Annotated in this window: 21 protein-coding genes and 3 tRNA genes; 10 read left to right on the top strand and 14 right to left on the bottom strand. The window is 73.0% G+C overall.

What is annotated here, in order from left to right:
- Positions 1-276 precede the first annotated feature (276 nt).
- Entirely contained in the window at positions 277-897 is a 621-nt protein-coding gene (locus ACMXGY_RS00165) for a TetR/AcrR family transcriptional regulator (protein ID WP_483774871.1), read from the bottom strand.
- Positions 898-994: 97 nt separating this feature from the next.
- On the opposite strand from ACMXGY_RS00165, the gene ACMXGY_RS00160 reads away from it, so the two are divergent.
- The gene (locus ACMXGY_RS00160) at positions 995-2,170 is read left to right on the top strand and encodes an FAD-dependent oxidoreductase (RefSeq protein WP_483774870.1); all 1,176 of its coding nucleotides are present in this window, start codon (positions 995-997) and stop codon (positions 2,168-2,170) included.
- Positions 2,171-2,299: 129 nt separating this feature from the next.
- Here the strand turns inward: ACMXGY_RS00160 and ACMXGY_RS00155 are convergent.
- Positions 2,300-2,382: transfer RNA gene (locus ACMXGY_RS00155), tRNA-Leu, on the bottom strand.
- 232 nt (positions 2,383-2,614) lie between these two features.
- Here ACMXGY_RS00155 and ACMXGY_RS00150 point away from each other — a divergent pair.
- The 7 genes from ACMXGY_RS00150 (at position 2,615) to pknB (ending at position 12,129) form a co-directional block, all read left to right on the top strand.
- Complete coding sequence (locus ACMXGY_RS00150) at positions 2,615-3,322, top strand: FHA domain-containing protein (protein WP_024841610.1); 708 nt, start codon at positions 2,615-2,617, stop codon at positions 3,320-3,322.
- 10 nt (positions 3,323-3,332) lie between these two features.
- Positions 3,333-3,833, top strand: a complete 501-nt coding sequence (locus tag ACMXGY_RS00145) for an FHA domain-containing protein FhaB/FipA (RefSeq protein WP_483774869.1) — start codon at positions 3,333-3,335, stop codon at positions 3,831-3,833.
- A gap of 6 nt (positions 3,834-3,839) precedes the next feature.
- On the top strand, positions 3,840-5,240 hold the full coding sequence (locus ACMXGY_RS00140; RefSeq protein WP_483774868.1) for a Stp1/IreP family PP2C-type Ser/Thr phosphatase: 1,401 nt from the start codon (positions 3,840-3,842) through the stop codon (positions 5,238-5,240).
- Positions 5,240-6,862: an FtsW/RodA/SpoVE family cell cycle protein gene (locus ACMXGY_RS00135; protein ID WP_483774867.1), complete on the top strand. Its 1,623-nt coding sequence runs from the start codon at positions 5,240-5,242 to the stop codon at positions 6,860-6,862. The genes ACMXGY_RS00140 and ACMXGY_RS00135 overlap by 1 nt, the downstream gene beginning before the upstream one ends.
- Positions 6,859-8,319: a peptidoglycan D,D-transpeptidase FtsI family protein gene (locus ACMXGY_RS00130; RefSeq protein ID WP_483774866.1), complete on the top strand. Its 1,461-nt coding sequence runs from the start codon at positions 6,859-6,861 to the stop codon at positions 8,317-8,319. The genes ACMXGY_RS00135 and ACMXGY_RS00130 overlap by 4 nt, the downstream gene beginning before the upstream one ends.
- The gene (locus tag ACMXGY_RS00125) at positions 8,316-9,959 is read left to right on the top strand and encodes a serine/threonine-protein kinase (RefSeq protein WP_483774865.1); all 1,644 of its coding nucleotides are present in this window, start codon (positions 8,316-8,318) and stop codon (positions 9,957-9,959) included. The genes ACMXGY_RS00130 and ACMXGY_RS00125 overlap by 4 nt, the downstream gene beginning before the upstream one ends.
- 106 nt (positions 9,960-10,065) lie before the next feature.
- The gene (gene pknB / locus ACMXGY_RS00120; RefSeq protein WP_483774864.1) at positions 10,066-12,129 is read left to right on the top strand and encodes a Stk1 family PASTA domain-containing Ser/Thr kinase; all 2,064 of its coding nucleotides are present in this window, start codon (positions 10,066-10,068) and stop codon (positions 12,127-12,129) included.
- 95 nt (positions 12,130-12,224) lie between these two features.
- On the opposite strand, the gene ACMXGY_RS00115 is transcribed toward pknB, so the two are convergent.
- Genes ACMXGY_RS00115 through ACMXGY_RS00100 form a run of 4 tightly spaced genes read right to left on the bottom strand, consistent with a single transcriptional unit; the run spans position 12,225 to position 14,678 of the window.
- A complete protein-coding gene (locus ACMXGY_RS00115) occupies positions 12,225-12,884 on the bottom strand; it encodes an aminodeoxychorismate/anthranilate synthase component II (RefSeq protein WP_483774863.1) in 660 nt (219 codons plus the stop codon).
- Positions 12,881-13,084 carry a hypothetical protein gene (locus ACMXGY_RS00110; protein WP_483774862.1) on the bottom strand — a complete coding sequence of 68 codons (204 nt, stop codon included), beginning with the start codon at positions 13,082-13,084 and terminating at the stop codon, positions 12,881-12,883. Before ACMXGY_RS00110 ends, ACMXGY_RS00115 begins: the two co-directional genes overlap by 4 nt.
- On the bottom strand, positions 13,081-13,908 hold the full coding sequence (locus tag ACMXGY_RS00105; protein ID WP_483774861.1) for a class E sortase: 828 nt from the start codon (positions 13,906-13,908) through the stop codon (positions 13,081-13,083). Before ACMXGY_RS00105 ends, ACMXGY_RS00110 begins: the two co-directional genes overlap by 4 nt.
- Positions 13,905-14,678 carry a DUF881 domain-containing protein gene (locus ACMXGY_RS00100; RefSeq protein WP_483774860.1) on the bottom strand — a complete coding sequence of 258 codons (774 nt, stop codon included), beginning with the start codon at positions 14,676-14,678 and terminating at the stop codon, positions 13,905-13,907. The genes ACMXGY_RS00105 and ACMXGY_RS00100 overlap by 4 nt, the downstream gene beginning before the upstream one ends.
- Before the next feature lie 273 nt (positions 14,679-14,951).
- Here ACMXGY_RS00100 and ACMXGY_RS00095 point away from each other — a divergent pair, with 273 nt between their 5' ends.
- On the top strand, positions 14,952-15,203 hold the full coding sequence (locus ACMXGY_RS00095; protein ID WP_483774859.1) for a cell division protein CrgA: 252 nt from the start codon (positions 14,952-14,954) through the stop codon (positions 15,201-15,203).
- 89 nt (positions 15,204-15,292) lie between these two features.
- Here ACMXGY_RS00095 and ACMXGY_RS00090 read toward each other — a convergent pair whose 3' ends face one another.
- Both ACMXGY_RS00090 and ACMXGY_RS00085 read right to left on the bottom strand, forming a co-directional pair.
- Positions 15,293-16,105 (bottom strand): rhomboid family intramembrane serine protease, encoded by an 813-nt coding sequence (locus ACMXGY_RS00090; protein ID WP_483774858.1) that lies wholly within the window; start codon positions 16,103-16,105, stop codon positions 15,293-15,295.
- A gap of 104 nt (positions 16,106-16,209) precedes the next feature.
- On the bottom strand, positions 16,210-16,749 hold the full coding sequence (locus ACMXGY_RS00085; protein WP_483774857.1) for a peptidylprolyl isomerase: 540 nt from the start codon (positions 16,747-16,749) through the stop codon (positions 16,210-16,212).
- Positions 16,750-16,894: 145 nt separating this feature from the next.
- Here ACMXGY_RS00085 and ACMXGY_RS00080 point away from each other — a divergent pair, with 145 nt between their 5' ends.
- The gene (locus ACMXGY_RS00080; RefSeq protein WP_483774856.1) at positions 16,895-18,064 is read left to right on the top strand and encodes a hypothetical protein; all 1,170 of its coding nucleotides are present in this window, start codon (positions 16,895-16,897) and stop codon (positions 18,062-18,064) included.
- Positions 18,065-18,144: 80 nt separating this feature from the next.
- On the opposite strand, the gene ACMXGY_RS00075 is transcribed toward ACMXGY_RS00080, so the two are convergent.
- The 6 genes from ACMXGY_RS00075 to ACMXGY_RS00050 all read right to left on the bottom strand — a co-directional run bounded on the left by ACMXGY_RS00075 (position 18,145) and on the right by ACMXGY_RS00050 (position 21,095).
- Entirely contained in the window at positions 18,145-18,750 is a 606-nt protein-coding gene (locus tag ACMXGY_RS00075; protein ID WP_483774855.1) for a hypothetical protein, read from the bottom strand.
- Positions 18,751-18,836: 86 nt separating this feature from the next.
- A complete protein-coding gene (locus ACMXGY_RS00070; RefSeq protein ID WP_483774854.1) occupies positions 18,837-19,451 on the bottom strand; it encodes a response regulator in 615 nt (204 codons plus the stop codon).
- Complete coding sequence (locus ACMXGY_RS00065) at positions 19,448-20,605, bottom strand: sensor histidine kinase (RefSeq protein ID WP_483774853.1); 1,158 nt, start codon at positions 20,603-20,605, stop codon at positions 19,448-19,450. The genes ACMXGY_RS00070 and ACMXGY_RS00065 overlap by 4 nt, the downstream gene beginning before the upstream one ends.
- A 157-nt stretch (positions 20,606-20,762) precedes the next feature.
- Positions 20,763-20,838 (bottom strand) — tRNA-Ala (locus tag ACMXGY_RS00060).
- Between the two features lie 33 nt (positions 20,839-20,871).
- On the bottom strand, positions 20,872-20,991 hold the full coding sequence (locus ACMXGY_RS00055) for a DLW-39 family protein (RefSeq protein ID WP_483774852.1): 120 nt from the start codon (positions 20,989-20,991) through the stop codon (positions 20,872-20,874).
- A gap of 30 nt (positions 20,992-21,021) precedes the next feature.
- Positions 21,022-21,095 (bottom strand) — tRNA-Ile (locus ACMXGY_RS00050).
- Positions 21,096-21,140: the final 45 nt, after the last annotated feature.

Below are 21,140 nucleotides of genomic sequence, written 5' to 3'. Positions count from 1 at the left end.
CCCCAGTCGGTGCAGGGAGCGCGGGGTCACGCGCCCTCCGCTCGTCGCCGACGACTTCGTCAGGCGGACCGCCCTGGAACGCTTCCCAGGGCTCCGAGATGAGGAACAGATCTGAGTAACCGGTTTCTCGAGTGTAGGGAACCGGTTTCCCGCGCGCAAGTAGTGCGCCTCATGGAAGTTCGATGAACTCGCCCTTGCCAGGAATTGACGTGTGGCTGCCGCGCGCGCCCGCCGCCGCGCATCTGTGCGTCTGACGCGTACCCCTTGGCGTTGCTCCTACGGAGTGTCGTGGGGCTTCGCCGGCGGCTCGACGGACCGGGTAGGTTCCAGTGCCCCGCGCACGATCGCGCGGGCGAGCTGGCGGGCCGCCTCGCGGTCGACGTCGCCGGGGGCGCTGACGAGGGAGAACAGCGTTCCCCCGTAGAGGGCGACGAGCGTGGGGATCGCGTCGGGCGGGACGGCGAGCCCGAGCGCGGCATGCTCGTCGGCGGTGAACGCGGTCGCGACCGACCCGAGCCGTGACAGCGCCGCACCGAGCACCGGGCGGCGTCGCGCCTCGAGCTGGAGCTCGAAGATCGCGAGGTACCGATCGCGCGACGTCGTGACGGCGTCCTCGAGCGACGCGGCGAGGAGCTCCGTCAGCGGGTCCGGCGAGCCGGTCAGGTCGAGGGTGCGGTCGATCCGGTTCATGTCGGTCAGGTGGAGATCCACGGCTCGCTCGGCGGCGGCGACCAGCAGCTCCTCGCGGCTGCGGAAGTAGTTCGCCGCGGTCCCAGCCGGGAGTCCTGCCGCTCGCTCGGCCGTGCGGTGGGTGAGCCCGTGCACGCCGTCCGTCGCGAGGAGCGACAGGGCGGCGTCGGCGAGAGCGGTCCGGCGCCCCGGGTTGGTCCTCGGCATGGCGCCAGTATGACAACATTGGTTCTACAACGCTCGTAGTGGTATCTCTCCCGCTCGGGCTCCGTCGGGACCGTCGAACGACACGAGGAGCACTGCCATGACTCGTACCGCGATCGTCGTCGGGGCCGGCATCGCCGGCCTGGCCTCCGCGGTCTCGCTCGCCCGGACAGGATGGGAGGTCACCGTCCTCGAACGGTCGGGCGAGCTCGGCGAGGTCGGGGCGGGGTTCGCCATGTCGCGCAACGCCGTCGCGGCGTTCCGGGGGCTCGGGTTCGACGACGACGACGTCGCGGCGCTCGGGTACCCGACGTGGGCGGGCGGCACGTGGGACCTGCACGGGCGGCCGATCCTCGCCCTGCCCGACACCACGCTGATGCGGGCGTCCGTCGGCCTGGTCGGGGTACACCGGCGCCGCGTGCACGATGCGCTGCGTCGCCGGGCCGAGGAGCTCGGTGTCGAGCTCGTCACGGGGGTCCCCGTGACGGCGCTCGACCCCGGCGACCCGGAAGGACGGGCTGCCGTGGTCGCGGGCCGCGAGGCGGGGCTCGTCGTCGGCGCCGACGGGATCCGAAGTGCCGTCCGGGCGGCGCTGTTTCCCTCGGTCCGGCCCGTGTACAGCGGGTTCTCGAGCTGGCGCGCAGTCGTGCCGGGCGCGTACGGCGACGTCGCGCTGCGGCAGTACTGGGGCCCGCACGCCGAGTTCGGCATCCTGCGCGTCGCCGCCGCGGAGACCTACTGGTACGGGTACGTCGCGATGCCGGAGCGCACACGCCTCCACGACGAGCTCGCCGCGGCGCGCGAGCGGTTCGCGGGGTGGGCCTCGCCGGTGCAGGACGTCCTCGCCGCGACCTCGCCAGAGGCCGTGCTGCGGCATGACGTCCACCACCTGCCCGGCGGCGCGCCCCGGTACGCGTCCGGCCGCGTGGTGCTGGTCGGCGACGCCGCGCACGGCACCCTGCCCACGATGGGGCAGGGTGCCGCGACCGCGCTCGAGGACGGGCTGTGCGTCGGGCTGCTGGTCGGGTCGCCGGTCGCCGCGGGCGGACGGCTCGCGCCCGCGCTCGCCGGGTACGACGCCGAGCGGCGCCCGCGGTGCCGGGCGCTCGCCAGGGCTTCGGTCGTGACCGGACGGTTCGGCTCCCACCTCGGCGGCGGCTGGCGGCAGACCGTGCGGAACAGGCTGATGGGACTGACACCAGCCTCCGCGATCACGCGCGGTTCGCAGGCCGCGATGGGCTGGACCCCGCCCGACCCACGGCTCCCGGTGCACTGATCGCGTCGCCGACGTCCGCCGTAGTCCACCGCTCCGCCCTGACCCTGGGACGCAGAAAGTCCCGGCCAGGATCACCTGACCGGGACTCTCCGAAGGTCTTCCGACTCAGAAGTCGAAACCCTCGCCACGTGCGCGAGGGGGGACTTGAACCCCCACGCCCTTTCGGACACTGGCACCTGAAGCCAGCGCGTCTGCCATTCCGCCACTCGCGCGTGCCGCAGAAGACTAGCACGGTGCATGGTCGCCCCCGGAATCACGCCGGCCTGCCACCGCGCGTGCCCGACGTTCACACGCTCCGCCACGAACGCGCCACATCCGTCCGGAGATCGCGCGACGAATCGGGCCGATCGCGCAGACGTGGTCGATACGATCTAGGTAGTCTGCCTGGACGCAGGCTGCGACGCGGTCTGCGTCGTGCACGAGCGAGGAACGGGAGGAGGTGGCATGGGAGTCCTGGATCGCTTCGAGAAGGGTGTCGAGCGCGTCGTGAACAACGCGTTCGCCAAGGTCGGTCGCAGCGAGGTCAAGCCCGTGGAGCTCGCGAGCGCGCTCCGACGCGAGGTGGACGACCGCGCCGCCGTCGTCGACCGCGAGCGCACGGTCGTCCCCAACGAGTTCACCATCGAGCTGTCGGTGGACGACTTCGGCCAGGTCGAGGGCTGGGGCGCGGAGACGCTCGCCGACGAGCTGGCGTCGAACGTCACGCAGTACGCGGCGTCGCAGCACTACGCCTTCGTGGGTCCGGTGAGCGTGAGCTTCGAGCAGAACGACGCGCTCGACGTCGGACGCTTCCAGCTCCGCTCGGCGAGCGTGCGCGGCAACGTCGCCCCTGCGACGTCGGCGTCCCCGAGCACCCGGCACCCGCTCGTCGACATCGACGGCCAGCGCTACCTGCTCACCGGCCCGGTCACGGTGATCGGCCGCGGCTCGGAGGCCGACATCGTCGTCGACGATCCCGGAGTCTCGCGCCGTCACCTGGAGATCCGCGTGACGCCCGAGGGCGTCATCGCGACGGACCTCGGTTCGACCAACGGTCTCTTCGTGGAGGGCCACCAGGTCCCGGCCGCTACGCTCCTGGACGGCAACTCCCTGACGATCGGGCGGACCCGCATCATGTTCTGGACCGGCGCGTCAGACAACGAGGAGTGGTGATCCGGCCCGCATGACCGACCTCACGTTCACCCTGCTGCGGCTGGGCTACCTGGTGCTGCTCTGGGTGTTCGTCCTCTCCGCGATCGGGGTGCTGCGGCGGGACCTGTACGGCACGAAGATCACCCCGCGTCGAGGCCGCAAGGGCGCGCCCGTGGACCGCCCGACGTCGGGCCCCACGCCGGCAGCGGCCCCCGAGCCGTCGCGCCCGTCCGCGCCCGCGGGTCCCTCGCGGCTCGTCGTCACCGCCGGTCCCCTGACGGGCACGACGATCCCCCTCACGACGTCGTCGATCCTCATCGGGCGGGCGCCGAGCTGCACGCTCGTCCTCGACGACGACTACTCCTCGTCGCGCCACGCGCGCATCTTCCCGCAGCACGGTGGCTGGTTCGTCGAGGACCTCGGCTCCACCAACGGCACCTACGTCGACGACCAGCGCATCGGCCAGCTGACGCCGCTGGGCCCGGGGACGCGCGTGCGGATCGGTCAGTCCGTCGTCGAGCTGCAGAGGTAGCCCGCAGTGAACATCGCCCTGCGCTACGCCGCGCGCTCCGACGTCGGGCTCGTGCGCTCCAACAACCAGGACTCCGGCTACGCGGGCCCGCACCTCCTCGTCGTCGCCGACGGCATGGGCGGCCACGCGGGGGGCGACGTCGCGTCGTCGATCGCGATCGCCGCGCTCGCGCCGCTCGACGGCGAGTCGCACGGCCCGGACGACGCCCTCACCGAGCTCGAGCGCTCGATCGACCACGCGCGCCAGGACCTGGTCGAGCGCAGCGTCACCGACCCCGAGCTCGCCGGCATGGGCACGACCGTCACCGCGATCCTCCGCTCGGGCAACAAGCTCGCGATGGCGCACCTCGGCGACTCTCGCGCGTACCTCCTGCGCGACGGCGAGCTCGCCCAGGTCACGACCGACCACACGTTCGTCCAGCACCTCGTGGACACGGGCCGCATCTCGGCGGACGAGGCGGAGACCCACCCGCAGCGCAACGTCGTCATGCGCGTGCTGGGCGACTTCGACATCGACCTCACGCCCGACATGTCGGTGCGGGAGGCGAAGCCGGGGGACCGTTGGCTCCTGTGCTCCGACGGGCTCTCGGGCTTCGTCAGCCCCGAGACGATCGCCCAGGCGCTCACGGACGAGACCGACGTCGACGCGTGCGCGGACCGCCTTCTCCAGCTCGCGCTGCGTGCGGGGAGCACCGACAACGTCACGGTCGTCGTGGCGGACGTCGTGGACGTGGACGCGCTGCCCGACGGCGGCGCGCCCGGCACGGGCGCGCAGGTCGTCGGGTCCGCGGCGATCGACCGCGACGCACCGACGTCCGCCGCCGACGGGCCCGCGGCGAGGGCCGCCGCGCTCATGGCGAGCGCGAGCGCGGCAACGGCCGGCGACGGCGACGCCGCGACTGCCGAGACCGATGCCGAGCCCGGTCCGGAGGGGGCCGGCGACGCGGACGGGGACGACGACGTCCGGCCCGGCCGGGCCCCGCGGCGCTGGGTGACGGTCGTCGCGATCCTCCTCGTCGTCGCGGGCCTGGGCGTCGCGCTCTGGGCGGGGTACCGCTGGACGCAGACGCAGTACTACGTCGGCGTGGCCGACGGCCAGGTCGCGGTGTTCCGGGGCATCCCGGAGAGCGCAGGCCCCGTCACGCTCTCGACGCCGGTCGAGCTCACGGGCACGCGCGTCGAGGACCTGCCGGGCTACGTCGTCGACCGCCTCGAGACGACCATCCCCGCGCAGTCGCTCGACGACGCGCGGGCGCGCGCGGAGCGGCTCGTGGCCGACGCCGCGGACGAGTCGGGGAGTCCGACGACCGACGAACCGGCGTCCACCGACGCACCGACCGAAGGGGCCACCGAGGCCCCGCCGACCGAGACCCCGGCGACGACCGACGGCGCGGGCACGGGGGCCTGATGGCGACGGTGGAGACCACCGACGTGCGTCCCGGCCGGGGCGCGGAGCTCGGTCTGCTCGTCCTCGCGCTCGCGCTGGGCATCGGGGCGTACGCGCTCGTCGGCCTGCGGCTGACGGGCGAGCTTCCCGGTCGGTTCTACGTGTACAGCATCGGCATGGTCGTGCTCGCCGGCGCCGCGCACGTCCTGCTCCGCCTGCGAGCCCCGTTCGCGGACCCCGTGATCCTGCCGGTCGCCGTGGCCCTGAACGGCATCGGCCTCGCGATGATCTTCCGGCTCGACCTGGGCTCGCAGATCACCGGGGGGACGCAGGACCTCGCGCCACGCCAGCTCCAGTGGACGGCGCTCGGGATCCTCTGCGCGTTCGCCGTGATCTGGTTCCTGCGCGACCACCGCACGCTGCGGCGGTACACGTACACCGCGATGATCGCGGGCATCGTCCTCGTCGCGCTGCCGCTCGTCCCGGGTCTCGGCACGCGCATCAACGGCGCGCAGATCTGGATCAACGTCGCAGGCTTCTCGCTCCAGCCCGCCGAGTTCGCGAAGATCGCGTTCGCGATCTTCTTCGCCGGCTACCTCGTGACCAACCGCGACACGCTCGCGCTCGCCGGCCCGAAGGTGCTCGGCCTCCAGCTCCCGCGACTGCGCGACCTCGGGCCGATCATCATCGTCTGGCTCGTCTCGCTCGCGATCCTCGTGTTCGAGCGCGACCTGGGCACGTCGCTGCTGTTCTTCGGCCTGTTCGTCGCCATGCTCTACATCGCGACCGAGCGCGTGAGCTGGGTCGTCATCGGCCTCCTGCTCTTCGCCGCCGGAGCAGTGCTCGCGGCGACCACCTTCGGCCACGTCCAGGCGCGCGTCGACGTGTGGCTGCACCCGTTCGACCCCGAGATCTTCGGCCGCAACCCCGGTGGCTCCGGTCAGCTCGTCGGCGGCCTGTTCTCCCTCGGCAACGGCGGGCTCTTCGGTACCGGCTGGGGCGCCGGCTACCCACGCACGGTGCCCTACTCGTTCTCCGACTTCATCTACGCCTCCCTGGGCGAGGAGCTCGGCCTGACGGGCCTCATCGGCATCCTGCTGGCCTACCTCATCCTCGTGGAGCGCGGCCTGCGCACGGCGATCGGCGTGCGCGACGGGTTCGGCAAGCTGCTCGCGGGCGGGCTCGCGTTCGTCATGGCGTGGCAGCTCTTCGTCGTCGTCGGCGGCATCACGCGCATCATCCCGCTCACAGGCCTGACCATGCCGTTCGTCGCGCAGGGCGGGTCGTCGCTCCTCGCCAACTGGATCGTGGTGGGCCTGCTGCTGCGCATCTCCGACGACGCGCGCCGGCCCTCGTCGCTGCCCGTCCGGGGTCAGGTCGCGCCGGGCGGCGCCCGCACGCGCGCGGACTCCGACCCCGTCGCGGTAGTCGGCCGGGGCGAGACCGTCGGTGCCGTGCCCGACGACGCACCCACCACGGTCGGCGGCCCGTCCGTGGCAGGGGGGCCGGCGCGGGCGACCACCGGCGTCCAGCCGGTCGTCGGGCCCGTGGACGACGCGGACGGGATGCGCACCGAGGTCGTGCGTCGCCCCGCCGACCAGCAGCACACCGACCAGCCCGGACCGTGGGGAGGAGCCCGATGAACGTCCCCCTGCGCCGCGTCGCGACCGTCGTGCTCGTGATGTTCCTCGCCCTCATGGTGTCGACGACGTACATCCAGTTCGTGCAGGCCGACTCCCTCAACAACGACACGCGCAACGCACGCACGATCTACCGCGAGTACGGGAACTTCCGCGGCCCGATCGTCGTCGCGGGCGAGTCGATCGCGTCGTCGACCCCGGTGGACGACCCCTTCAAGTTCCAGCGCGCCTACTCGAACGGCCCGCTCTACGCGCCGGTGTCCGGGTACTTCTCGCTCGTGAACGGCACGGACGAGATCGAGCGTGCCGAGAACGAGTACCTCAACGGCCAGGCGAGCTCGCTCTGGCTCGACCGGCTCAGCGCGCTGTTCACGGGCGAGCAGCCCCAGGGCTCGTCGGTCGAGCTGACGATCAACCCGGCCGCGCAGCAGGCCGCGTGGGACGCGCTCGGGGACCAGCGGGGCGCCGTCGTCGCGCTCGAGCCGAAGACGGGCCGCGTCCTCGCGCTCGTCTCCAAGCCGAGCTACGACCCGAACGTGCTCGCGACCCACGACACCGAGGCGGCCGGAGCGGCGTTCCAGGAGCTGCTCGCGGCCGAGGGCAACCCGCTGTCCAACCGGGCCATCCGCGGCAACACCTACCCGCCGGGCTCGACGTTCAAGATCGTCACCTCCGCGGCGGCGATCGAGAGCGGGCAGTACACGTCCGAGAGCGTCATCCCGGCGCCCGACGTGTACCAGTTCCCGCAGTCGACCTCCACGATGCAGAACTTCGGCGGGTCCCGCTGCTCCCCGACGGGGGAGATGACGCTCGCAGACGCCCTGCGCATCTCGTGCAACACCGCGTTCGCCGAGCTCGGGGTGACGCTCGGCGACGACGCGCTGCGCGACCAGTCCGAGGACTTCGGCTTCGACGAGCGCATGCAGATCCCCATGGACGTCACGGCGAGCCACTTCCCTACCGACGAGGAGGCCGACCCCGGCGCCACTGCGAACGCGGCGATCGGGCAGGGAAGCGTGCGCGTCACCCCGCTGCAGATGGCGATGGTCTCCGCCGCGATCGCCAACGACGGCGTGCAGATGGCCCCGTACACCGTCGAGACGATCCGCAACCCGGACCTCGACGTCGTGCAGCAGTCCGAGCCGCGGCGCCTGCGGACGTCCGTGTCGCCGTCGACCGCCGACCAGCTCACCCAGATGATGCTCGGCGTCGTGCAGAACGGCTCCGGCGAGGCCGCGCAGATCCCGGGCGTGCAGGTCGCCGGGAAGACCGGGACGGCCGAGACCGGCGGGGAGGCCGCGCCGCACGCGTGGTTCACGAGCTTCGCGCCGGCCGACGACCCGCGTGTCGCGGTCGCCGTCATCGTCGAGAACGGTGGATCCATGGGGAGCGAGGCGACCGGTGGCGCGATCGCGGCCCCGATCGCGAAGGCCGTCATGGAGGCGGTGTTGAACGGATGAGACCCGTCCGGGGGCTCACGCTCGGTGAGCGCTACCGCCTGGTGCGGCGCATCGCCGTCGGCGGCATGGGCGAGGTGTGGGTCGCGGCCGACGACGCGCTCGGGCGCGAGGTCGCGGTCAAGGTGCTGCGCACCGAGTACGCCGGCAACGAGGACTTCCTCAACCGCCTGCGCACCGAGGCGCGCAACAGCGCGGCGCTGTCGCACCCGAACATCGCGCAGATGTACGACTACGGCGAGACCAACGGGTCCGGGTACCTCGTCATGGAGCTCGTCGTGGGCGAGCCGATGGCCGACCTGCTCGAGCGCGAGCCCGTGCTCCCGCCCGCCCGGCTCATGCCGATCCTGTCGCAGACCGCGCTCGCGCTGCACGCGGCGCACCTGTCCGGCGTCGTGCACCGCGACGTCAAGCCGGGCAACATCCTCATCGACCGCTCCGGCACGGTGAAGATCACCGACTTCGGGGTGTCGCTCGCGGCGAACCAGGTGCCGATGACCGCGACGGGCATGGTCATGGGCACGGCCCAGTACCTCTCGCCCGAGCAGGCGGTCGGGCAGGCCGCGACCGGGGCGTCGGACGTCTACGCGCTCGGCATCGTGGCGTACGAGTCGATCGTCGGGAACCGCCCGTTCACCGGGTCCACGCCGGTGGACATCGCCGTCGCGCACGTCAACGAGCCCGTCCCTCCGCTGCCGCCGTCGGTCGACCCGGAGCTCTCCGAGCTCGTCATGGCCATGCTCGCCAAGGACCCGCTGGTGCGTCCGCACCCGGCGGACGCCCTCGCCCGGGTCTTCGACGCGATCGGGGACCGGCTCGCCGCCGACCCGTGGTCGCGCGTCGCGGCGCCCGCGCCCACGCGCCGCGCCCGACGAGCCCGCACCGACGACGGCGCCGTACCCGACGTCCCGGTGCCGCCCCGCGAGGACCTCGCGCCCGTCATCACGCCCCTCGTCATCCCGACGGCGGTGCGAGACCCGCACCCGGCCGACCCTGCGGCGCCGTGGGTCACGCGCGACAGCGTCGGCAGGTCGGGCACGCCCGGCACCGAGCGCGAGGGAACCGACGCGCCAGAGCGTGCCGCGGAGGACGCGTCAGGAGCACCCGCGCCCGGCCCCGCGCTGCCGTGGGAGCGACCCGTCGCCACCGACGCGCAGGACGACGGGGCGTCCGCCCCGCGTGCGTACCCGCCGCGGCGCGAGATGCACGGCAGCACGCGCTCCCGGCGTCCGCAGCCGACGCGCGCGACCGCACGCACGGGCTCGGCCGCCGCACCGGACGCCTCGGGCGCGGGGGGCCGCCCGGGCGAGCGTGCGTCGTCGGGTCCCCCGGCCACGCGTGCCGAGGTGCGGCGCCAGGCGCAGGCGAGCCCCGCCCGGACGAGCGGCGGGCGTCGCACGTCGACGACGACGGGGCGCCGCATCGGGGGGCTGCCGAACGGCCTGACCTGGCCGCTGGTCGCGCTCCTCGGGCTCCTGCTCGTGCTCGTCGTCGCTACTCTCGCCACGCTCGGCGACCGGGGTGCGAGCGACGGCGACGCCGCGGCAGTCTCGGGCCCCGCCGTCGTGGGGACGGCCCTCCCGGCTGACGGGCCGGACGGCCTGCCACCGGTCATCTGGCCGGTGCGCGGGGTGACATCGTGACGACATCGTTGCGTTTCCGGCCCTCGCGAACCCTCGCGGGTGGGATGATTCCTCCAGATGTGCCGTGCGCGGACGCGCCCGCGGCCCCGACAACACCGAAGGACGAATGAGAGTGGTGGACAACGCTCCCCGAGTGCTGGCCGGTCGCTACGAGGTCGGTGAGCTCATCGGCCGCGGCGGCATGGCCGAGGTGCACATCGGGCACGACAACCGCCTCGGTCGCACCGTCGCGATCAAGATCCTGCGGTCCGACCTCGCGCGCGACCCGACCTTCCTCGCGCGCTTCCGACGCGAGGCCCAGGCGGCCGCGTCGCTCAACCATCCCGCGATCGTCGCCGTGTACGACACGGGCGAGGACGTGCACTCCGACCCCACGGGCAACGCGGTGCACGTCCCGTTCATCGTCATGGAGTACGTCGAGGGCCACACGGTCCGCGACATCCTGCGCGACGGGCAGGCCGTCCCGATCGACGAGGCGGTGGAGATCACCGCGGGCGTGCTCGCGGCGCTCGAGTACTCGCACCACGCGGGCATCGTGCACCGCGACATCAAGCCCGCGAACGTCATGATCACGCCCACGGGCGCGGTCAAGGTCATGGACTTCGGCATCGCCCGCGCCATGGCGGACTCCGCCGCGACGATGACCCAGACCTCGGCCGTCATCGGGACCGCGCAGTACCTCTCGCCCGAGCAGGCACGCGGCGAGACGGTCGACGCGCGCTCCGACCTGTACTCCACCGGCTGCCTGCTCTACGAGCTGCTCACGGGCCGTCCGCCGTTCATCGGCGACTCGCCCGTCGCCGTCGCGTACCAGCACGTGCGCGAGGCTCCCGCGACGCCGAGCGCCGTCGCTCCCGACGTCCCCGAGGTGCTCGACCGCATCACGCTCAAGGCCCTCGCGAAGGACCGCACGGCCCGCTACTCGAACGCCGCGGAGTTCCGCGCCGACCTCGAGAACGCGGTGCGCGGCGGGGCGATCACGGCGCCGTCGCTCGGTGTCGCCGCCGCGGCGGCCGGTCTCGGCGCGGCCGCGATGGCGGCCGACATGCAGCCCACGATGGTCGAGTCCGCGACGCAGGTCATGGCCCCCGCCGCGGCCGCACCGAACCCGTGGGCGACGAGCGTGGCCCCCGCCGTCCCGCCGGGTGACGACGTCCCGGGTGACGAGGACGAGAAGAAGAGCCGCAAGGGCCTCATGTGGACCCTCATCGCGATCGGCGTGCTCGCCCTCGCGGCGATCATCACGATGCTCGTCATCAACGGCCAGGGCGAGGAGGAACCGACGACGGGCACCGTCCCGACCCTCTCTGCTGGAGTCACGCCGGAGCAGGCCGAGCAGCAGATCACCGGCGCCGGGTTCGAGTACGCGCAGGCGATCGACCCGGACTCCCAGGAGCCCGAGGGCACGTTCACGAAGACGGACCCTGCGGGTGGCGAGACCGCGGACCTCGGTTCGACCGTCACGGCGTTCTTCTCCGGCGGTCCCGACGCCGTGGCCGTCCCCGACGTCACGGGCATGACCCAGGACGAGGCGCGTCAGGCGATCGAGGCGCTGGGCCTCACGGTGACCTCCGGAGGGTCCGAGGACTCGGTCGACGTCGAGAAGGACCTCGTCACGAGGAGCGAGCCGGCAGCGAACCAGTCCGTCCCGAGTGGCTCGGCCGTCACGATCTTCACGTCGTCGGGCCTCGTGACACTGCCCGAGCTCGTGGGGCAGCAGCGCGACGCCGCCGAGCAGGCGATCTCCGACCTCGGCCTCAACCCGAACGTCGAGGAGGTCGAGTCCGACGAGCCCGAGGGCCAGGTCCTCAGCCAGCGCCCGAACCCGGGCAGCGTCCCGCAGGGCTCGGACGTGACGATCGAGGTCGCCATCCCGCGCGCGGCGGAGACGACCATCGTGCCGCCGAACCTCGTCGGCATGACCGAGGAGCAGGCGGAGGTCGCGCTCAACGGCGCCGGCCTCAACCTGGGCACTCGTCAGACCCAGGAGTCTGACCAGTGGCCCGCGGGGACTGTCATCGGCTCAGACCCGCGCGGTGGTGCCGAGGTCGAGGTCGGGACGAGCGTCTCGCTCATCGTCTCGACCGGTCCCGGCCCCGCGCCCGGTGGCGGCGACGAGGACGAGAACGGCGGCGGGGGCGGCGGCGGCAACGGGGGCGGCAACCCCTGACCCACCGGGCGGCACCACGCCGCACAGGTTCATGACGACGGGCCCCCACCTCGCGAGGTGGGGGCCCGTCGTCGTGCAGGGAGAGAACCGCGCGCCTACTGGCGCACGAGCGGCGCCATGCCCGCCGAGCGCTCGACGGCGCCCTCGAGCCCGCACGCCTCGAGCCAGTTCGCGAGGAGGCGGTGGCCGCCCTCGGTGAGCACCGACTCCGGGTGGAACTGGACGCCGTGCAACGGCAGGTCGCGGTGCTGGACGCCCATGATGACGCCGCCGGCGGTCGCGGCGGTGACCTCGAGCTCCGCGGGCACGGTGTCGGTCACGACGGCGAGCGAGTGGTAGCGCGTCGCGGTGAACGGGGCGGGCAGACCGGCGAGGACGCCCTCGCCGTCGTGCTCGACGAGGCTCGTCTTGCCGTGCATGAGCTCTGGCGCGTGCGTGACGGTCGCGCCGTACACCTCCGCGAGAGCCTGGTGGCCGAGGCAGACCCCGAGCATCGGCGTGCGCGACGCGGCGCACGCCCGGATGACCTGCTCGCTCTGCCCGGCCTCCTTGGGGGTACCGGGGCCGGGGGAGACGAGCACGCCGTCGAAGACCGTGCCGTCGGCGTCGTGGAACCGGCCCTCGGCGTCGGGCTCGGGCACGGCGTCGTTGCGCACGACGACGGTCTGCGCGCCGAGCTGGTCGAGGTACCCGACGATCGTGTAGACGAACGAGTCGTAGTTGTCGACGACGAGGATGCGGGTCTGGCGAGTCATCGCGGTGCCTCCACGGGTGGCAGGACGAGGCCGGCAGCGCCCGTCTGGATGTTCGGATCGTTGAAGGGCATGTACTCGGACACGAGGGGGAACAGCCACTCGAAGCACGCGAGCACGACGGCGGCCGCGAGGACGAGCAGGAGGAGCACCCGGACCCACGCGGGGCCGGGGAGCACGCGCCACAGCGCCCCGTACATCATGCGCTCCCGTCGTTCGTGCCGGTCCCTGCACCGGCGGGCAGGGAGATGGCCGACGCCTCGGCCGGGGGTGCGGTCTGGCCCACGAGGTCCGGCGGGGTGCCGTCCTCGACGGGCATCCAGTAGTCCAGCTTCGCGTTCACGATGAACCGCGCCACGAGCGAGTTGAGCCCGATCGGGTGGCACGTGGTCAAGGTCAGGTACCGCTCGGTGGGCTCGACGCCGGGCTGCCAGGGCACGGGCGCGACGGCCTCGACCTGGTCCGGCTCGACGGCCTCCATCTGGTCGACGCGGTAGACGTACCAGACGCCGCCCGCCTCGACGACGATCGGGTCGCCGATCTCGAGCTCCTCCACGTCGTGGAAGATCTTCCCGTAGGTCTGCCGGTGCCCGGCGACCGAGAAGTTCCCGACGTCGCCCGGCATGACGGTCTCGGGGTAGTGGCCGGCCATCGCCTTGTCGAGGATGCTCCGCTTGTCCGTACCCTCCGCGATCGGCATGACCACGTCGCCCCAGCGCGGGACGCGCAGCGTCCCGAAGACCTCGCCGAGCGCGGGCGGCGCCATGACGGGGGGCGCGTCGCGACGGACCGTCGTCGCGACGTCGGCCGGGTCCGGCGCGGGCGCGTCGAGTTCCGCGAGCACCTCGGCCTGCACGCGGTCCGCCTGGACGTCGGTCCACCACAGCTGCCACACGACGTAGAGACCCAGCAGCACGCCGAGGGTGATGAGCAGCTCTCCGACGACCCCGACGACGGCGGACACCGCGCCGCGGCCGCCCTCGCGCGCTCCCGCGTGCCGCACCGGCCCCGAGACGGTCGCGGTCACGACGCCACCGCGGCCGCCGGACGGGCGTACCGCAGCTCGAGCCCGCCCTCGTAGCTCGGCAGCTCGAGGTTCTCGTGGTCCTCGACGGCCCAGCCCAGGTTCACGGCCTCGACGTACTCCTGGTAGACCTGCACGCCGGGGGAGCGCTCGAGCGCGTCACGCAGCGCGTCGGGGTCACCCACGGCCTCGACGACGTACGGCGGCGAGTACACGCGGCCGTGCAGCAGGAGGATGTTCCCCGCGCACCGGAACGCCGACGTCGCCGTCACGCGCTGTCCCTGCAGCGTCATCGCCTCGGCGCCGCCCGCCCAGAGGGCGTTCACGACGGCCTGGATGTCCTGCTGGTGCACGACGAGGTCGTCGGGACGGATCTGCGCCGGATAGTTCCCCTCGGGCGGGGCGTCGTCGAGCGACACGGACAGCCCTGACCCGCGCACCGGCACGGTGCCGGCCGCGAGGGCGGTGCGCGACGCGAGGTCGGGGTCGACGCCGACCGGGGAGTCCTCCGTGTCGGACAGCCCGGCGACCTCACGGGTCAGGGCGTCGACCTGGGCCGCGAGGTCGGCGACACGGTCCGACTCCTTGTCGACGAGCTGCGCCAGGTTCTCGGGGTGGCGCGACTCCTCGCCGCGCGACAGGCGCGCGTTCGCCGTGAACATCAGCCCGGCGAGGGCGAGGACGAGGGCGACGCTCACCGCCGAGCGCACGCGCCGCGCGCGCGAGGGTGCCGGACCGGGCCCCGCCGCGGACGGTTCGGTGCTGCTGCTCACGCGACCGTCTCCTTCCTGGGCGGGTTGCCACCGGTCACCCGACGGCCGTCGGTGGTCGGCCGTGTCGTTCCCTATTGTGTGCGCCCACTACGCTAGTCGACGAACGTCGTCCACGATCGTGACGAACCCGTGCTCCCACGGACCTCGCCCGCCCGTCGACGACCTTCACCCGAGCCATGCACGGTTCCTGCACGACGACGGCAGGCGTCCGCTCCCGCGACGCGTCACCACCGCCGTCGGCAGCGGACCCCACCAGGACAGGAGCCCTCCCTCGTGCCCGAGTCGAAGTCCCGCAAGAAGCCCAAGGCACCTCGCGAGCCGCGTGCGCCCAAGCCCGAGACGGGCAACCCGCGCTGGCTCGTCCCGACGATGCTCGGGCTCATGCTCGTCGGGCTCGCGTGGATCGTCCTGTTCTACCTGAGCGGCTCCGCGCAGCTCCCGATCCCGCCGCTGGGAGCCTGGAACCTCGCCGTCGGCTTCGCGTTCATCATCGCGGGCTTCGCGCTCACGACGCGCTGGAAGTAGCCGCCCCGACGAACCACAGGCGTGTAGTTCCACACCTGTGAGCAAACCTGGGGATAACTTCGCGGGCGGGGCGCTGGAGACGCAGTCGCTCAGCCCACGAGGTGGGCGAACTGGTCCGCCGACGCGTACGTGAGCCACGCGGCGACGACGAGGGCGATCGCCACGGCCGCCGTCGCGCCCACGGAAACGAGCGTGCGTCGTTCCCGCGGCGCGTAGGCGTACGCCGCGCCCAGCGCCAGGCCCACGATCAGTCCGCCCAGGTGCGCCTGCCACGCGATGCCGGGGAAGAACAGGCCGATCGCGAAGTTGATGCCGATGAGCACGACGATCTGCATCGCGTTGCGGCCGGTGCGGCGCAGCACGAGGAGGATCGCGCCGAAGAGCCCGAACACCGCTCCCGAGGCGCCGACGACTGGGGTGAGCCACGCCTCCGACGTCGGGCCGCCCGCGAGGACGAGGTACCCGACGGAACCGCCCAGGGCGGACAGCAGGTAGAGCGCGGTGAACCGCGCGCGCCCGAGCTGCTGCTCGAGGAACGGGCCCGTGATCCACAGGGCGTACATGTTGAAGAGGATGTGGACGGGGCTCGTCGAGTGCAGGAACGCCGCGGTGAGGAAGCGGTAGGGCTGCAGCTCGCCGATCCACGGCGCGAACGCGAGCATGCTCGTCCACTCGCCGCCCGTGACGAGCTGGAGGATCCAGCTCACCACGCACAGGCCGATGATCGTGAACGTCACCACCGGCCGGCCGGAGCCGACCTTGCCGCCCAGCGCGGTGCGTGCCGTCGGTGCCTGCCGCGCGCTCTCGCGGACGCAGTCGACGCACTGCACGCCGACGGCGGCCGGGCGCTGGCACTCCGGGCACGTCGGGCGCCCGCAGCGCTGGCAGCGCACGTACGACACGCGGTCCGGGTGGCGCGGGCAGACCGGCGGGACGGCGGGACCGTCGTGCGGTCCTGCCGTCCCGTAGGCGGGTGGGCCGGGCGGCCCGGGAGGTGTCGAGATGGTCAGTCCTCGATCGTCACGGAGCTGATGACGATGTCCTCCTGGGGACGGTCGCCGGGGCGGGTGCGCGTCTCGTTGATGGCGTCCACGACGGCGCGCGACGCGTCGTCCGCGACCTCGCCGAAGATCGTGTGCTTGCCGTTGAGCCACGGGGTCGGCACGGTCGAGACGAAGAACTGCGAACCGTTCGTGCCCTCGACCTCGCCCGAGACCGGGTTGCGGCGCAGGCCGGCGTTCGCCATCGCCAGGAGGTACGGGCGGTCGAACTGGAGCTCGGGGTGGATCTCGTCGTTGAACGTGTATCCGGGGCCACCCGTGCCGGTGCCGAGCGGGCAGCCGCCCTGGATCATGAAGTCCTTGATCACGCGGTGGAAGATCAGGCCGTCGTAGAAGGGCTCGGAGCGCTCGGCCCCGGTGCGCGGGTCGGACCACGTCGTGGTGCCCTTCGCGAGCCCGACGAAGTTCGCCACCGTCTTCGGGGCGTGGTTCGGCAGGAGCTCGATACGGATGTCGCCTGCGGTCGTGTGGAGGGTTGCGAACATGCGCACCATCCTCCCACGAGACCCGCGCGCGACCCGTCCCACGTGCCGTCTCGCGGGGCGGGGGCGGTGGTGGCAGAGTGGGCGGAAAGTCATACACCGCATCCACCAGAACGTCCGCGCCGGACGACGACCCCGGGGAGCACGCATGACCCGTTCTCGCTCAGCGAGCGACTCCGTCAAGGACACGCTCGAGCAGATCGACACAGAGAAGCTCAAGGAACAGGCCGCTCAGGCGGCCGCGACCGCGCAGACCGCCGCGACCCAGCTCGCGGACCAGGCGAAGGACGCCGCGGCGCAGGCCAAGGAGTGGGGGACGCCGAAGGTCGAGGCGTTCCTCGAGTGGCTGCAGCCGCGCGTCGAGAAGGCCTGGCAGGACAGCATCCAGGCCGCGGCGCCGCGCGTCGAGAAGGCCGCCGGCAAGGCCGCGCCGGCGATCGACACCGCGCACGACAAGCTCGTCGACGACGTGCTGCCGAAGATCGTCGCGAGCTTCAACGCCGCGGCCGCCTCGGCGTCCGAGGCCGCCCAGCGCGCCTCGGACGACGCCGCCGAGGCGACAGCCGCCGCAGCCGCGGCCACCGCAGCCGCGACGGGCAGGAAGTCGCGCAAGCTCGCGAAGCAGGCGCAAAAGGCCGCCGCCGAGGCCTCGAAGCAGGCGCAGAAGGCAGCGGGCAAGGCCGGCAAGAAGGCCGCGAAGGGTGCCGACAAGGCGGCCGACAAGGCGGCGGCCAAGCTTGCGGCGGCCGCCGACAAGGCGGCCGCGAAGGCTGCCGAGGCGGACGCGTCGAAGGGCAAGGGCAAGACGCTGTGGTGGATCGCCGGTGGCGTCACTGCCGCGGGGGTCGGCTACGTGCTGTACCGGCGCGCCCAGCCGACGACGGACCCGTGGGCCGAGCCGTGGGAGCAGGAGGAGCAGCAGGTCCACTTCGACGACGTCGTCGGTGACGCCCGGCACGCCGTGGGCGACGCCGCCGAGCAGCTCGGTGAGGCGGCGGGCGTCGCGGTCGCGAAGGGCCGCGAGGCGACCGACAAGATCGCCGAGCGCGCCGCGGAGGTCCGGGGCGACGTGAGCGACCGCGTGACCGACGCCGTCGGCGAGGCGAAGGAGGCCGCGAAGAAGGCCACGAGCCGCGCTCGCTCCGCCCGCCCCGGGACGACCGCCAAGGAGTCCGGCACGGAGTCCTCCCAGGCACCCCTCCCGGGTTCCGCCCAGGTGACGGACGCGGACGCGGCCGAGGCGAGAAAGTCCCGCGAGGCAGCCGAGGGCGCTGCCGAGGACGCCGTCCGGAAGTCGGAGAAGGCCGGCGACGACTGAGCAACCGTCGACCCACCCGCGACGAGGGCCCCACCGCATGGTGGGGCCCTCGTCGTGCCCGGGCGTCCTGCCGACCTCCGCTACACCGCTACGAGTGCGGCGAGGCACAGCATCGCGACGCCGAGGCCCAGATCGAGCACGAAGCAGGCCTCCGCGAGGGAGCGAGGCACGACCCGGTCCCTGACGAGGTGGACGACGTCCCACGCGGCGTGCCCGACGGCGGCCAGCGCCGCCAGGTAGAGCGCGGGGACGGGGCCGACCATCATGGCCGTGAGCGCGACGGCGCTGAAGCCCAGGAACCCCAGGGCCTGGGTGCCCAGCTCGCGGCGGTCGACGTCGGCACCCCGGAGGAGGCCGAGCACCGCGAACGCCACACCCAGGACCAGCAGCGTCACGGTCGGGTCGAGCCCGGTGACGCGCGCGAGGGCGACGGCGACGATCGCGCCTGCGACCACGACCCAGCCGCTGCGCCGTGAACCGATCGCGCTGGTCGCGAGGTAGCACGCCGAGGCGATGACGATGATCATCGCGGTCACGTGCGCGTCGGGGCCGTTCGTGACGTTGAGAAGGAGAGCGAGCAGTCCGACGAGGGACGGCCAGCGCTCCAGGAGACGGCGGCCCACACCGTGCTCGCGGTGGGTGCCGTGGTGCTGTGCGGGGTCGAGACGAGGCTGCTGTGTGTCCATGCTCGTGAGTCTCGGTCGGAGCCCCGCACGGCGGACCCGTGAATGACGCACGGAACGCCCGTGCGGGCGCTGACCGAGGCGCCTCGTCAGACCCAGCCGTTCTCGCGCGCGATGCGGTACGCGTGAGACCTGTTGTCCGCCCCGAGCTTGCGGCTGACCGATGCGAGGTAGTTGCGCACCGTGGCCGGCGAGAGGAAGAGCTCCCGAGCCACGTCGCGGACGGCACGGTCCTGCTGCGCGGCCGCCAGCACGGCGGTCTCCCGAGCGGTCAACGGCGACGGGGCCACGGTCAGCGCGTCCGCGGCCAGGACGGGGTCGACGTAGCGCTGCCCCTCGTGGACCCGTCGCACGACGTCCGCGAGCGCGGTGCCCGGCGCCCCCTTCGCGAGGAAACCTCGCGCCCCCGAGGCGAGGGCCTCGCGCAGCACGTGCGGGTGGCCGTGGCCAGTGAGGATCACGCCCGCGCACTGCGGGAGCGTCCGCGCGAGCTCCCCGATGACGCCGAGCCCGTCCACCCCCGGCATGTGCAGGTCGACGACGGCGACGTCGGGCGCGTGGAGCAGCGCTCGGTCGATCGCCTGGCGGCCGTCGCGGGCGGTGGCGACGACGTCCACATCCGGCTCCCGCTCCAGGAGTCCGACCAGGGCCTCCCGGATCAGCTCGTCGTCCTCGGCGAGGAGCACCCGGATCCGTCCGCTCATGACGACCTCCCCGACCGCGCCGAGTGTCTCACCCGCACCACGAAGCGGTCGTCCCCGTCCGGGCCGGCGACGAGGTCCGCACCGACGGCACCGCACCGTGCTGCGAGAGCAGCAAGACCGGTCCCGCCGGCCCCGTCGGCCCCCGCCGCGGGGCGGACGCCGTCGTTCTCCACGCTCAACGTCGTCTCCGGTCCCTGCACCACGACACGGATCGATGCGGTGCGGGCGTCGCTGTGACGCAGGACGTTCGTGACGGCCTCGCGGACGACCGTCGCGAAGACCCCGGCGAGCGGCGGCGGCACGGCGGAGAGTGTCTGGGGATCGACAGCGACCTCCGGGGCGATCCCTGCCGAGCGGAGCACCAGGTCTGCCGACCGCAGCTGCGACGGGAGGTCCGTGACGGCCTCCCCGTGGATCGTGCGTCGGGCCTCCCGGAGCGCTCCGGCCGCGAGGTCACGGATGCTCCGGCTCTCGCTCGCGGCCCCGCCGGGGTCTCGCGCCGCGAGGTCGGCGGCTCGCTCGGCCTTGAGCGCGATGACGGCAAGGCGTCGTCCGAGCACGTCGTGCAGCTCGCGGCCGACGCGCAGCCGTTCCTCGGCGACCGCGAGGCGTGCCTGTGCCTCCCGTCCGTCCTGCGCGGACCACCACAGCCGGTGCAACCACACCAGCGCCTGGCACATGGCCCACACCGTGAGGGCGACGCCGAAGGTCGTGACGACGCTCGGGAGGGCCGACCCGTCGAAGACGGCGCCGCCGGCCGCGGCGGCACCGCCGAGCACGACGGCCGCCACGACGCCGCTGCGCCAGCCGGCCAGCCCGGAGGCGGCGACGACGAAGCCCGCGACCCATGCCCAGGGCTGCTCGCCCGGCTCGGCCCACGAGAATGTCGGGGCCCAGAGCGCCACGGTGAGCGCCACCAGCAGCGTGACCTTCCACCTCCGCGACACCCGGTCCTGGGCGAGCGCGACGACGTCGAGGAGGACGAGCAGCAGCGCGAGCCCGAGCAGCACCAGGCCCCCGACGAAGGCCACCGTGAGCAGGGGCGTCGGCGGCGCGGTGAAGGACAGCGCGATGATCGGCGCCCATGCGAAGCTGGCCAGGAGGAAGGCCAGGACGATCCAGCGCGGAGTCCGCCGGGACTCTCCCAGAGACACCGTCCTCGCCCCCTTCCCGACCTCGAACGGCGGAGCAGGAACGAGCGTAGCCGCACGCTCGTCGGGGCATCCTCGCGCGCCGTGGTCGGGAGATCCTAGGTGTCCGCATCCGGACAGCGAGAAGGACCCCCGACGACAGACGTCGGAGGCCCTTCCGTGGTGGAGCCAGGGGGACTCGAACCCCCAACCCCCTGCTTGCAAAGCAGGTGCGCTACCAATTGCGCCATGGCCCCGGGCGACGCGGCCTGGGGCCGGTCACGTGGCGTTCACTCGAAGGTGTCGGTGACCTCTGCCCAGAGGTCGCGCTCGGCGTTGTCCTCCGAGTACTTGCGCCACAGGAGGTAGCCCGCTCCGGCTGCCAGGAGCAGGACGAGGATCTTCTTCATGACGTTCCCCCCTCGAGTGGGTTTCGGCAGTGGGCCTAAGAGGACTTGAACCTCTGACCTCTTCCTTATCAGGGAAGCGCTCTAACCGTCTGAGCTATAGGCCCGTTCGCGCCTCGCCGGACAGCCCCGAAGGGCTGCTCCGCACGCAA

The organism is Cellulosimicrobium sp. G4 BAM 1002 (assembly GCF_057126935.1).
The sequence above is the reverse complement of the archived record's forward strand: the minus strand, read 5'-3'. Positions and strand labels throughout refer to the sequence as shown.

Coding starts and splice junctions, on each gene's coding strand:
- ACMXGY_RS00165 (WP_483774871.1), bottom strand. CDS start 897: ATGCCGAGGACCAACCCGGGGCGCCGGACCGCTCTCGCCGACGCCGCC.
- ACMXGY_RS00110 (WP_483774862.1), bottom strand. CDS start 13,084: ATGATGTACGGGGCGCTGTGGCGCGTGCTCCCCGGCCCCGCGTGGGTC.
- ACMXGY_RS00160 (WP_483774870.1), top strand. CDS start 995: ATGACTCGTACCGCGATCGTCGTCGGGGCCGGCATCGCCGGCCTGGCC.
- ACMXGY_RS00055 (WP_483774852.1), bottom strand. CDS start 20,991: ATGAAGAAGATCCTCGTCCTGCTCCTGGCAGCCGGAGCGGGCTACCTC.
- ACMXGY_RS00130 (WP_483774866.1), top strand. CDS start 6,859: ATGAACGTCCCCCTGCGCCGCGTCGCGACCGTCGTGCTCGTGATGTTC.
- ACMXGY_RS00085 (WP_483774857.1), bottom strand. CDS start 16,749: ATGTTCGCAACCCTCCACACGACCGCAGGCGACATCCGTATCGAGCTC.
- pknB (WP_483774864.1), top strand. CDS start 10,066: ATGAGAGTGGTGGACAACGCTCCCCGAGTGCTGGCCGGTCGCTACGAG.
- ACMXGY_RS00150 (WP_024841610.1), top strand. CDS start 2,615: ATGGGAGTCCTGGATCGCTTCGAGAAGGGTGTCGAGCGCGTCGTGAAC.
- ACMXGY_RS00125 (WP_483774865.1), top strand. CDS start 8,316: ATGAGACCCGTCCGGGGGCTCACGCTCGGTGAGCGCTACCGCCTGGTG.
- ACMXGY_RS00135 (WP_483774867.1), top strand. CDS start 5,240: ATGGCGACGGTGGAGACCACCGACGTGCGTCCCGGCCGGGGCGCGGAG.
- ACMXGY_RS00115 (WP_483774863.1), bottom strand. CDS start 12,884: ATGACTCGCCAGACCCGCATCCTCGTCGTCGACAACTACGACTCGTTC.
- ACMXGY_RS00075 (WP_483774855.1), bottom strand. CDS start 18,750: ATGGACACACAGCAGCCTCGTCTCGACCCCGCACAGCACCACGGCACC.
- ACMXGY_RS00070 (WP_483774854.1), bottom strand. CDS start 19,451: ATGAGCGGACGGATCCGGGTGCTCCTCGCCGAGGACGACGAGCTGATC.
- ACMXGY_RS00080 (WP_483774856.1), top strand. CDS start 16,895: ATGACCCGTTCTCGCTCAGCGAGCGACTCCGTCAAGGACACGCTCGAG.
- ACMXGY_RS00145 (WP_483774869.1), top strand. CDS start 3,333: ATGACCGACCTCACGTTCACCCTGCTGCGGCTGGGCTACCTGGTGCTG.